12 protein-coding genes are annotated in these 11,445 nt (G+C 71.6%); 8 read left to right on the top strand and 4 right to left on the bottom strand.

The window, feature by feature from the left end; genetic code table 11:
- Positions 1-38: 38 nt before the first annotated feature.
- From BM041_RS11315 to BM041_RS11305, 3 genes are all read right to left on the bottom strand, one after another.
- On the bottom strand, positions 39-923 hold the full coding sequence (locus tag BM041_RS11315; RefSeq protein WP_092959422.1) for a hypothetical protein: 885 nt from the start codon (positions 921-923) through the stop codon (positions 39-41).
- Positions 920-2,128, bottom strand: a complete 1,209-nt coding sequence (locus BM041_RS11310; RefSeq protein WP_092959420.1) for a hypothetical protein — start codon at positions 2,126-2,128, stop codon at positions 920-922. Before BM041_RS11310 ends, BM041_RS11315 begins: the two co-directional genes overlap by 4 nt.
- An 80-nt stretch (positions 2,129-2,208) precedes the next feature.
- Positions 2,209-3,582 carry an APC family permease gene (locus tag BM041_RS11305; RefSeq protein WP_092959838.1) on the bottom strand — a complete coding sequence of 458 codons (1,374 nt, stop codon included), beginning with the start codon at positions 3,580-3,582 and terminating at the stop codon, positions 2,209-2,211.
- Positions 3,583-3,759: 177 nt separating this feature from the next.
- On the opposite strand from BM041_RS11305, the gene BM041_RS11300 reads away from it, so the two are divergent.
- The 5 genes from BM041_RS11300 (at position 3,760) to BM041_RS11280 (ending at position 7,526) form a co-directional block, all read left to right on the top strand.
- Positions 3,760-4,731 (top strand): Bug family tripartite tricarboxylate transporter substrate binding protein, encoded by a 972-nt coding sequence (locus BM041_RS11300; protein ID WP_092959418.1) that lies wholly within the window; start codon positions 3,760-3,762, stop codon positions 4,729-4,731.
- A gap of 61 nt (positions 4,732-4,792) precedes the next feature.
- Positions 4,793-5,287, top strand: coding sequence for a tripartite tricarboxylate transporter TctB family protein (locus tag BM041_RS11295; RefSeq protein ID WP_092959416.1), 495 nt, complete (start codon positions 4,793-4,795; stop codon positions 5,285-5,287).
- A complete protein-coding gene (locus tag BM041_RS11290; protein WP_092959414.1) occupies positions 5,287-6,786 on the top strand; it encodes a tripartite tricarboxylate transporter permease in 1,500 nt (499 codons plus the stop codon). Before BM041_RS11295 ends, BM041_RS11290 begins: the two co-directional genes overlap by 1 nt.
- Before the next feature lie 100 nt (positions 6,787-6,886).
- A complete protein-coding gene (locus BM041_RS30940) occupies positions 6,887-7,228 on the top strand; it encodes a YdaS family helix-turn-helix protein (RefSeq protein ID WP_217648688.1) in 342 nt (113 codons plus the stop codon).
- A 4-nt stretch (positions 7,229-7,232) separates the two neighbouring features.
- Complete coding sequence (locus BM041_RS11280) at positions 7,233-7,526, top strand: CcdB family protein (RefSeq protein ID WP_092959412.1); 294 nt, start codon at positions 7,233-7,235, stop codon at positions 7,524-7,526.
- A gap of 6 nt (positions 7,527-7,532) precedes the next feature.
- Here the strand turns inward: BM041_RS11280 and BM041_RS11275 are convergent, their stop codons facing one another.
- On the bottom strand, positions 7,533-8,159 hold the full coding sequence (locus BM041_RS11275; protein ID WP_092959410.1) for a TetR/AcrR family transcriptional regulator: 627 nt from the start codon (positions 8,157-8,159) through the stop codon (positions 7,533-7,535).
- Here BM041_RS11275 and BM041_RS11270 point away from each other — a divergent pair.
- Genes BM041_RS11270 through mdoH form a run of 3 tightly spaced genes read left to right on the top strand, consistent with a single transcriptional unit; the run spans position 8,158 to position 11,166 of the window.
- Positions 8,158-8,673 (top strand): ABA4-like family protein, encoded by a 516-nt coding sequence (locus tag BM041_RS11270; RefSeq protein WP_342713788.1) that lies wholly within the window; start codon positions 8,158-8,160, stop codon positions 8,671-8,673. The two genes, BM041_RS11275 and BM041_RS11270, sit on opposite strands and share 2 nt — an antisense overlap.
- Positions 8,670-9,449, top strand: a complete 780-nt coding sequence (locus BM041_RS11265) for a hypothetical protein (RefSeq protein ID WP_092959406.1) — start codon at positions 8,670-8,672, stop codon at positions 9,447-9,449. Before BM041_RS11270 ends, BM041_RS11265 begins: the two co-directional genes overlap by 4 nt.
- Positions 9,450-9,480: 31 nt before the next feature.
- Positions 9,481-11,166: a glucans biosynthesis glucosyltransferase MdoH gene (gene mdoH / locus BM041_RS11260; protein WP_175533873.1), complete on the top strand. Its 1,686-nt coding sequence runs from the start codon at positions 9,481-9,483 to the stop codon at positions 11,164-11,166.
- Positions 11,167-11,445: the final 279 nt, after the last annotated feature.

Genomic DNA, 11,445 nt, shown 5'->3' with positions numbered 1-11,445 from the left:
CGGCTCCGCCGCGTTCAGGCACGGCCATCCGCCGCGGCTCAGCGCAGGTTCATCAGGCCTTCGAAGAGGCCACGCAGCATGCCTGCGCCCTCCGTCAGGCCCTCGACCCGCAAGGGGCGGCCGGCGGTGCTGCCGGGGGCGGCGGCGAAGGCGGCGCGGTCCTGCGCCAGTTCGGCGGCGGAAAGCCTTCCATCGCCATCGTAGTCCAGGCTTTCCAGCAGCACGCGCCCGGCCAGGATGCCGGCGACGGCCCCGGCGCCGACCGCGGCGGCGATCACATCCTGCGTCCCGCCTTCCTGCACGGCGCCCAGCCAGGCGGCACCGCGGGCCAGGCGGGCGATTTCCGCCGTGGTCAGCAGGCCGTCGCCGCTGACATCGGCCTGGGCGACGATGGCCTGGGCGCAGACGCCAGGGGTGCCGGAGGCGCAGCCGGCTTCCAGATGCTCGACGATGGCGAGGAAGGCGGCGCCTTCGCCATGCAGCGCGGCCAGCACCGGTGGCGGCGCGGCGCAGCGGCGCCAGGCGGCCAGCGTCGCGGTGCCGGGCAGGCGGTCATCGCGCGTCTTGGGGTCGGGCTCGGCGGTCTCCAGCCCCTCCCCGGCCGGCCGCAGCATGATGCGCGGCGCCTCCGCCCCGGTGGCGGTGCCGATGGTCCAGCCATCGGCGGCCCGCGTCGCCGCCAGGCGGAACAGGCGGGCGGGGGCTTCCGCATCCACCCGCGCCACGCTGCGGGCCGTGACCACCAGCATGCCGCGGGGATCGGCGCAGTCGCCGGCGAACCAGGCGCCGCGCTGGGCGTCCGGCAGCACCGGGCCGGTCGGAACAGCCAGGAGCTGGGCCGAGATCGGCTGGATGGCCGCCAGCAGCAGCGCGGCGGCGCCAGCCAGGGGAAGGGCCATGCGCAGGGACAGGGAAGGCATCATCGCACCTCGATCTCCTCGCCCCGGCACAGATCGACGCCGGGCCGCGACACTTCCCGCCCATCGCGGAACACCACCACCAGGTCGGCCGCGCAGGCGCCGCCCTCCAGCCCCGGCAGATCCATCGCATCGCCCACCGGCAGCACATCGGCGCCGAGGCGATCCGCCCCGCGCGGCGCGCCGGGCGGGGCGGCATAGACCTCCACCACCGGCAGGGGCCCGGCATTGCGCAGGCGGAAGCTGCCCGGCGACGGTACCGGGGTGGTGGCGGGGACGGGCGTCTCCTCGATCCGCTGCACCACCCAGCCGGGGGCGATGACGATTCGCGGCTGGTCGCAGATATTGACCTCCCGCGCTTCCTCCGCCCCGCCATTCGGGAAGACGATGCGGATATCGGCCTCGCAGCCGCCTTCCACCTGCACCACCGTCTCCTGCCCCTGCGGCAGGGTGGCGGCGCCCAGGCGGTCCGGGCCCCAATCGCTGTCGCTGCTGGGGGAGACATAGACCTCCTGCACGGTGGCGAGGTGCCGGTTGACCAGCGCCACGGAGTGCGTCGGCGGGCGGGGGATGCCGCTGCGGTCGAAGGCCACGGTCCGATTGGCGCAGAGGTCGAGGCCCTGCTTCACCTCCTCCCGGTCATCGGCATAGACGGCGCGCAGGTCGAAGGCGCAGTCGCGGGTGCGCATGCGCAGCCGGAAGCTGGCATTGGCATCGATCACGCCGGCGCCGAGGCGATCCGGGCCCCAGGCCTCGGGCGCCCGCGGTTCCGGCCGGGCGGGGGCGGCGTAGAGTTCGCGCAGCACGATGTCGCTGCGGTTGGCGATCTCCGTCTCCAGCGTCGGCAGGGCGGGGTCGCCATAGACCAGGCGCTGCGTGCGGCAGATGTCGACGCGGCGGCGGATATCCTCCGACCCGTCCTGGAATATCGCGACCGTGTCCCAGGTGCAGTTCTGGATGCGGCCGAGGCGAAGCCGGAAGGTGGCGCCCTGCGGCACCGTATCCCGGCCCAGCCGGTCCTGCCCGCGATCCTGGGCGTTGGGGGTGAAGAGGTAGAAATTCTGCAGGACCAGGTCGGTCTCGTTCTGCAGGGTGATCTCCCGCATCGGGGCCTGCTGCTGTTGGGCCTGCTGGGCCGCCGCGCCGCCCGCCAGGGCAAGGCCGATCGCCATCAGGGCGAAGGCGCCCCGGAGGGCGCGGATGGGTCGCATGATGGGGCTGGCTCCCGCTGGTCCGGCCGACAATGCTCATCCGCAACGCCGGAGGCAAGCAAGCGTTTCTTTCCAGCCCGTTAACGACCACCGGCCACCTGTTCGCCGGGCGCAAGGCCCTCCCTCTCCCGCGCCTTCGGGCGCCAGATCGCATAGGCCAGCAGGATCAGCGCCAGCATCCCGCCGGCCAGGGCGGGTGCCCGCCAATCCCCGGACAGCAGCCGGTTCACCAGCAGCGACCCGCAGACCAGGGCGCCGAGCGCAGGGACGAAAGACGGCACCTCGAACCCGCCCGCGACCTCCCCGTCCCGCCGCTGCAGCACCAGCAGCGCCAGGTTCACCACGGTGAAGACCGCCAGCAGCAGCAGGACGGTGGCGGCGGCGAGCTGCCCGATATCGCCGGCCAGGATCAGCGCCACCAGCACCGGCAGCAGGACGAGGGTCGCGACATGGGGCGTGCGGCGGGTGGGGTGGATGCGCGCGCAGGCCGCCGGCATCAGCCCCTGCCGGGCCATGCCCAGCAGCAGGCGGGATGCCGTGACGTAGTTCAGCAAGGCGGTGTTGGAGACCGCGAAGATGGTGATGGCGACATAGCCCCAGCCGGGGAACCAGGGCGCGGCGCGGGCCATCACCTCCGCCAGCGGCCCGGGCGCCGCCGCCAGTTCCCGCCAGGGCACGACGGAGACGGCGGTGATCGCGACGGCGATGTAGAGGGCGGTCGCGGCCAGCATGGCGGCGATGATGCCGATCGGCAGGGTCCGGCGCGGGTCCTTCGCCTCCTCCGCCACGTTCAGCGTGTCCTCGAACCCGATGAAGGCGAAGAAGGTCAGGATCGCGCCGGTCATCAGGAAGGACAGGCCGATGCCGTCGGGCGATGGCGTCTCGAACAGGTCGGCGCTGCCCCACCAGGGGGCGCCGACGGCGATCACCAGCAGCAGGCCCAGCGCCTCCACCGCCGTGCAGACCATGTTCACCCACATGCTCTCCTGGATGCCGCGCAGCACCACGCCCGCGATCAGCAGCAGGAAGCCCAGCGCCAGGACCAGCGGGGCCACCGCCTCCGCCCCCAGCAGCCGCAGCAGGTTCTCCGCCACCACGCGGGACTGGGTGGCGACGGAGGTGAGGCCCGACGCCATGACGGCCAGGCCCACCACCCAGGTCAGCAGCGGCCGGGCGAAGGCGCGCTGGGTGACATAGGCCGCGCCCCCCGCACGGGGATGCCGGCTGCCGAGGGAGGCGTAGGACAGCCCCGTCAGCAGCGCCGCCACCATGGCGACAATGAAGCCGAGCCAGACGGCGGCGCCGAGTTCCCCGGCCGCGCGGCCGACCAGGCCATAGATGCCCGCCCCCAGCATGCCGCCCAGCGTGTAGGCGAAGAGCTGGACCGGCCCGATGCTGCGATGCAATTCGGGGTGGGCGGACCCGGCAGGGCCGTCCGGCGGGGATGCGGGCATGGGCGTTCGGTTCCTCCCGGCCAGGCAGACATGCAGCCAGGACGCGCGGCGGACCGTCCGGTTGCGTTCCATCCCGGTAAGTCTCGCGCAAGCAGGGAAGCGGCGGCATGCTGGCACCTTCCGGTGCGGACGATCGGCTTCTAAGGTGGACAGGAACGCGCCATTCCTGGAGGAAACATGACCAGCCGCCGCAGCCTGATCGCCGCCACCGCCGCCCTGCCCGCCATGACCCTGCTGGGCCGCGAGGCCAGCGCCCAGCAGCGCTTCAACAGCCTCTACGTCTTCGTCCCCGCCGGGCCCGGCGGCGGCTGGGACGGGCTTGGCCGCGCGATCGAACAGGCCTCCCGCGGGGCGGGGCTGGTCGGTTCCTTCCAGTTCGACAATGTCGGCGGCGCCGGCGGTACGGTCGGGCTGCCCCGCTTCGTCAGCCAGCGGCGCGGCCGCGGCGACGCCATCATGGTGGCGGGCGCCGTCATGGTGGGCGCCGTCATCACCAACCGCACCCCCGTCGGCATCAAGGACGTGACGCCGATCGCGCGCATGACGACGGAGCCCGGCGTGATCGTGGTGCCGGCCAGCAGCGATCTGCGCGACCTCGCGGGCTTCATGGCGGCGCTGCGGGCGAACCCGGGCGCGGTGTCCGTCGGCGGCGGCAGCGCGGGGGGCATCGACCACATCACCCTCGGCCTGCTGCTGAAGTCGCTCGGCAAGAACGCCCGCGAAGGCAGCTACGTCGCCTTCGCCGGCGGCGGCCCCGCCCAGGCGGCGATCCTCGGCGCGCAGGTCCGCGCCGGCATCTCCGGCGTGTCGGAATTCGCGGAGCAGATCCGGGCCGGCCGCATGCGCGCCTTGGCCACCACGGGCGACACGCGCAGCCTGGATGGCGTGCCGACGCTGAAGGAAAGCGGGATCGACATCGTCATCGGCAATTGGCGCGGCGTCTTCGGCGCCCCCGGCATCAACGCGACCCAGCGCCAGGCGCTGTCCGACTACATCGGCGCGCTGGTCGCGACGCCGCAGTGGAAGGAGATCGTGGCGCGCCAGGGCTGGGACGAGGCCTATCTCTCCGGCGCGGAGTTCGAGCGCTTCCTGGCCCGCGACCAGGCGGACACCGAACAGGTCCTGCGCGACATCGGCCTGGCGGGCTGACGCGTTCCTGCCGTGCCGCCCCGGCGGCACGGCACCTGACACCAGCGGAGGCCCAGGCCGGATGCGCGATACCCAACGTTCGGACCTGGGGGCGGCGGTCTTCGTGCTGGCCCTCGGGCTTCTTTCCGCCTGGCAGGCGACGGTCATCCCGACCACGCCGCTCTATGCCCAGGTCGGGCCCAAGGCCATTCCCTACCTGATCGCGGCGGCGCTGGTGGTGCTCGGCATCGGGCTGGTCGCCGCCGCGCTGCGCGGCGGCTGGTCGCATGACCTGGAGGAGGTGCAGGCAGCACCGCCGACCAACTGGCGCGCCCTGACCCTGCTGCTGGCGGGGCTGCTGGCGAACCTCTCCCTCATCGTCCCCTTCGGCTTCACCGTCGCCGCGACGGTGCAGTTCACTTTGGCGGCGGCGGCCTTCGGCAGCGTCGCCCATGCGCGCAACGTCGCCATCGCCTTCGTCGTCTCGCTCGGCGCCTATGCCCTGTTCGTGAAGGCGCTCGGCGTCAATATCGGCGCCGGGGTGATCGAGGCGCTGGTCTTCGGAGATCCCGGCTGATGGATACGCTCGCCGGCCTGGCCATGGGCTTCGGCCATGCGCTCACGCTCACCAATCTCGGCTGGGCGCTGCTCGGCTGCTTCCTCGGCACCGCGATCGGCGTGCTGCCGGGCATCGGGCCGGCGCTGACCATCGCGCTGCTGCTGCCCATCACCTTCAGCGTGCCGGCGACGGGCGCCTTCATCCTGTTCTGTGGCGTCTTCTACGGCGCGATGTATGGCGGCTCCACCACCTCCATCCTGCTGAACACGCCGGGCGAGTCAGGCTCCATCATCACCTCGCTCGAGGGGTCGAAGATGGCCAAGAACGGCCGCGCGGGCCCGGCGCTGGCGACGGCGGCCATCGGCAGCTTCGTCGCCGGCACGGTGGGGACCATCGGCATCGCCTTCCTCGGCCCCATCGTCGTCGAACTCGCCCTCAAGCTCGGCCCGGCCGAGTATTTCTGCCTGATGGTGCTGTGCTTCGTCACCGTCTCCGCCGTGCTGGGTGGCTCCGCGCTGCGCGGCCTCACCAGCCTGTTCTTCGGCCTGCTGCTCGGGCTGGTCGGCATCGACCTCCAGACCGGCCAGCCGCGCCTCACCTTCGGCATCCCCGAATTGCTGGACGGGGTGAACGTCGTGCTCGTCGCCGTCGCGCTCTTCGCGGTGGGGGAGACGCTCTACCTCGCCTGGCGCTACGTGGAGGGCAAGCAGCAGGTGCTGCCGGTCGGCAGCATCATGATGTCGAAATCCGACTGGAAGCGCAGCTTCTGGCCCTGGGTGCGCGGCGCCGGCATCGGCTTTCCCTTCGGCGTCATGCCGGCGGGCGGGACCGAGATGCCGACCATGCTGAGCTACTACATGGAACGGAAACTGGTGAAGCCGGAGCATGCCAAGGAATTCGGCACCACCGGCGCGATCGAGGGCGTGGCCGGGCCGGAGGCCGCGAACAACGCCGCCGCCGCCGGCATCCTGGTGCCGATGCTGACGCTGGGCCTGCCCACCAGCGCCACCGCCGCCATCATGCTCTCCGCCTTCCAATCCTATGGCATCCAGCCGGGGCCGATGCTGTTCACGTCGCAGGCCGAACTGGTCTGGACGCTGATCGCCAGCCTCTTCATCGCCAATGTCATGCTGGTGGTGCTGAACCTGCCGCTGGTCGGGCTCTGGGCGCGGATCCTGAAGATCCCGCAGCCGCAGCTCTATGCCGGCATCCTGGTCTTCGCGACCATCGGCACCTACGGCATCAGCAATTCCGTCGTGGACCTCGTGCTGCTGTACGGCATCGGCATCATCGCGATGTTCATGCGCCGCTTCGACTTCCCGGTGGCGCCGGTGGTCATCGGCATGATCCTGGGGCCGATGGCCGAACAGGCGCTGCGCCAGGCCATGACGATCAGCCAGGGCGACTGGTCGGTCTTCGTGACGCGGCCGATCAGCCTGGCGATCCTGCTGGTGGCGGTGGCGGCGCTGGTGGGGCCGCGGCTCTACGGCGCCTGGGTGCGGCGCATGGCGGCATAGGGTCCAAACCCCATCATCTGCCGGGCGCCTCGGGTCTGATTGGCCTTGGACCCCAGCCTTTCCGCTGGAGCGATCCGTAGCCTTCGGCTACGGATCGGGGATGGCAGCGACCCCATCCCCCATTACGGAAGCCATCGCCGCCGCCGGCGGCGTTATGCGGCTGGCCGAGCGCCTCGGCCTTTCCCACCCTTCCATCCTCCGCTGGCAGCGCAGCGGAAAGGTGCCGGCGGAACGCGTGGCGGCGGTGGAGGCCGCGACCGGCGTGCCGCGTGAGCGCCTGCGGCCGGACCTGTTCCCCCCCATCCCCGGCGTCACGGAAGCCCAGGCCCTGCGGGCCGAGAAGATCCGCCGCTGGCAGGCGGAGAACCGGGCGGCGATGGACGCGCAGAACGAATGGGTGGAACGCAACGGCCTGCCGCTGGCGAAATACCGGATGTTCTGACGGCGTGGCGCAATTCGATCTCCATCGCGCCGCCACGGGCTATCTGCTCGATGTGCAGCACGAGTTGCATGACCAGTTGTCGACCCGCGTCGTGGTCCCGCTACTGCCGGCGGCGACGGCGCCAAAACCCTCACGCGGCCTGAACCCAGCCATCGAGGTCGAGGGCGAGCCACACCTGCTCTTCCCGCAATACCTGGCCGCCGTGCCGCGGCGCGAACTCGGCCACCCGGTCGCCAACCTCGCCCCGCACCACGATGACATCACCCGGGCGCTGGGCCTGCTGCTGACGGGGTTCTGAGGCGCCTCAGGCCGGCGCGGCGCATGCTTCCACCAGCAGCGCGATCATGTCCTCCGCCACCTCCGCCGCGCGATCCTCACCCGCCCAGAGGTCCGCCCCCGGCACTTCCAGCCGGAGCGTGCAGAAGCCATGCACGGCGGACCAGGCGATCGCCAGGCGTGCGCGCAGCGCCCGTCCCTCCGCGCCCGGCGCGGCGGCTGCCATGGCGGTGGCCAGTGGCGTCCAGGCGCTTGTCGCGGCAGCGCGCCATTCGGCATTGGTCGTGTCGATCAGGTCGGTGCGGAACATCAGGCGGAAATGCGCCGGATTCTCCCGCGCGAAGGCCAGGTAGCCCCGCCCGGTCGCGGCCAGGCGGGCGCGGCCATCGGCACCCGGCGGCAGGGCGGCCACCGCCGCCTCCATGCTGCGGGCGAGCCGATCCGACTTCTCGATCGCAAACGCCGTCAGCAACCCGCGCTTGTCGCCGAAATGCGGCGCGGCGGCGGAATGGGAGACACCGGCGCGGCGCGCGCATTCGCGCAGGCTCACCGCCTCCGGCCCCGCCTCCAGCACGATCTCCGCCACCGCATCCAGCAGGGCGCGGCGGAGGTCCCCGTGATGGTGCCGGCCGCGGGGCTTGGGGGTGACGGTCATGCGCCGATCCTGCCGCCGCGATTCAAACTTGACAATGGTCAGACCACATTGGCACAAACTGACCGATGGACAGTTGAGGCCCCGGGACATGGAAACCGTCTTCTCCTCGGCGAATCTTGTCGCCATGGCAGGCTGGCTCGCGCTGCTGGTGGCGCCGCGCCACCGGGCCGTGACCTGGTGGTTCGCCGGCCTCGCTTTGCCGGCGCTGCTGGCGGCGCTCTACCTGGTGCTGCTGGTGACCCATGCGCCGGGGGCGGAGGGCGGGTTCTCCTCCCTCGCCGGCGTGGCCGCGCTGTTCCGCAACCCCGGCGTCCTGCTGGCGGGCTGGGTGCATTACCTCGCCTTCGATCTCTTCATCGGCGCCTGGATCTGCCGGCGTGGCGCGGCGGAGGGGGTGAACCCCTGGCTGGTCCGCCTCTGCCTGCCGCCGACCTTCCTGGCGGGGCCGGTCGGGCTGCTGCTGTTCCTCGGCCTCCGCGCGGCCAAGGGGACCCGCTTGGGGAGGGTGGCATGAACGCGATCCTGCGGGAGCTCGACCGCCGCCAGCCGGTGCTGGCGCGGCTGGGCTGGGCGATGGCGGCGCTGCTCGCGGCCTGCCTTGCGGCAATGCTGGTGGATGGGCGAAGCATCAACGGCGTCTCCGTCTGGACCAAGCCAGCGAAATTCGCGGCCTCGCTCGCCGTCTGGTTCTGGACCCTCGCCTGGGCCTGGGGGGTGCTGGCGCCGGCGGCGCGGGAGGGTCGGATCGCGCGGCTGGTGCTGTGGGGGACGGTGGCGGCGGGGCTGTTCGAGCAGGGCTGGATCACGCTCCGCGCCGCGCTCGGCCTGCGCAGCCATTTCGCGAGCGATCCGCTGGGGGCCTTCATGTTCTCCGTCATGGGGGCTGCGGCGCTGGCGCTGGTGCTGCTGGCGGCGGTGCTTGGCCTGCTGGTGTTGTGGCGCGGCGATGCGGCGCAGGCGCGGCCCTGGCGGATGGCGGTCGGGCTCGGCCTGGTGGTGGCGGGGGTGATGGGCGGCGTCACGGGCTTCGCCATCGGCGCGCAGGGCGGCCCCGTCATCGGCGGGACGCTGTCGGACGCCGCATCCTGGCCGCCCTTCTTCTGGTCGCGGGATGGCGGGGACCTGCGCATCGCGCATTTCCTCGGCACCCATGCGATGCAGGTCGTTCCCGCCTTCGCGCTGCTGGCGGCGCCGGGTGCCGCAGGCGTGATGCTGGCGGCGCTCGGCTGGCTGGCGCTGTCGGTCGCGGCCTTCGTGCTGGCGCTGGCGGGCATCCCCCTCATGCCGTAAGGGCGCCATCATCCCGGATGATGGATGGCGCGTGACGAACGAGAATCCCCTGCCGCGCCGCGCCGCCTTCGCCGCGCTGGTCGCCGCCATCGCCGTGCTGCTGTTCTGGCTCACCTGGCGGGCGCTGGCGCCGCTCAATGGGTGGGAGGCGCTGATCCTGCTGGCCGTCGCGCTGACCACGCCCTGGACGGCGCTGTCGGCCGCCAATTCGATCGTCGGGCTCGCCCTGCTGCTCAGCACGCGGGACCCGCCCGCCGCCGTGCTGCCCGCGCTGGCCCGCGCCCGCATCGGCCGGCCGGATTCCGTCACCGCCATCGCCGTCTGCATCCGCAACGAGGCGATGGAGGCCGTGCTGCCGCCGCTCGGCACGCTGCTGGATGGCCTGACCGAGGCCGGCGCCGCCGACCGCTTCCGGCTGTGGCTGCTGTCGGACACGCAGGACCCCGTCATTGCCGCGGCGGAGGAAGCCGCCATCGCCGCCTTCGCCGCCGCCCATCCCGGCCGCGTCCACTACCGCCGCCGCAGCGACAACACCGGCTACAAGGCCGGCAACGTGATGGACTTTCTTGAGTCCCACGTCACGCTGGAGAAATTCTTCATCACGCTGGACGCCGACAGCGTCATGACGCCGGCGGCGGTGCTACGCCTCGTCGCCATCATGGAGGCCGAGCCGAAGCTCGCCATCGTGCAGCAGCTGATCGTCGGCCGCCCCGCCACCGCCGCCTTTCCCCGGCTGTTCCAGTTCGGGATGCGCGCGGGGATGCGCAGCTGGGCCACGGGGCAGGCCTGGTGGCAGTTGGATTCCGGCCCCTATTGGGGCCACAACGCCATCATCCGCGTGGCGCCGTTCCGGGACCACGCGAAGCTCGAACCCCTGCCCGATGGCAGCCGCATCCTGAGCCACGACATGGTGGAAAGCGTGCGCCTGCAGGCCGCGGGCTGGGCCGTGCGCTGCCTGCCGGCGGAGGATGGCAGCATGGAGGCCAACCCCCCGGCGATGCCGGAATTCATGCGCCGCGACGAACGCTGGGGCGCGGGCAACATGCAGTATTTTCGGCTGTTCGGCCTGAAGGGCATGACGGCGCTCGGGCGGCTGCAACTGGTGCAGGCCATCCTTCTGTTTTTGGGCGCGCCGCTCTACGCCGCGATCCTGCTGCTGGCGGCGGGGAATGCGATCACCGGCGGCGGCGCCGGTACGCCGATGGGCGCGCTGGCGCTGGCGGTCTTCGCCCATGCGCTCTGCTACTTCTCGCCCAAGCTGTCGGGCTACGCGCAGGCGCTGGTCCAGCGCGATGTCGCCGCCACCTATGGCGGCCGCTGCGCCTTCGCCCGCGGCGCGGTGGCGGAATTCGTCTTCATGCAGTTGTTCGAGCCGCTGTCGACGCTGAACAAGGCGATCTTCCTGCTGACCCTGCCCTTCGGCGCGCGCACGGGCTGGGCGCCGCAGAACCGCGCGGATCGCGGGATCGGCTGGGGCGATGCGGCGCGGCTGCTGTGGCGGCACACGGTGGTCGGCGTGGTGCTGACGGCCTGCTTCGCCAGCGTGTCCGTGGCAGCGCTGCTGATCGCGCTGCCCTTCACGCTCGGGATGGTGCTGGCGGTGCCGCTCTGTGTGTGGAGCGCCGATCCGCGCATCTCGGCCTGGCTGCGGGCGCGCGGCATCGCTAGTACGCCGGAGGAGGTTAGATTTAGCAAGGCATCAGTGCCCAACTCGTAAGTTTCCGGCGATTAATTGCCAAGACCAGTCATGCTCGCGGCCGATGGCTACGAAAGTGTTCGTCGCGCATGCGAAAAATTAGGCATCAGGTAGCAAAGCGAGTTCTGTAGGCGAAGCGAAATTCGTATGCAACGGTGACTTGCATGCACGCAGGGATGGCGACAATGTGGTCAACCTGTGGTGAATGCTTCGCAGCTCTGTCAGGGCGCTCAGACAACGTTCTGCGTTGTGTCGAGCGACGTAAAACAGAACACTGGCGATGACAGCTAGCTCTTGCTT

Source organism: Falsiroseomonas stagni DSM 19981 (assembly GCF_900114315.1).
Classification (GTDB): Bacteria; Pseudomonadota; Alphaproteobacteria; order Acetobacterales; family Acetobacteraceae; genus Falsiroseomonas; species Falsiroseomonas stagni.
The sequence above is the reverse complement of the archived record's forward strand: the minus strand, read 5'-3'. Positions and strand labels throughout refer to the sequence as shown.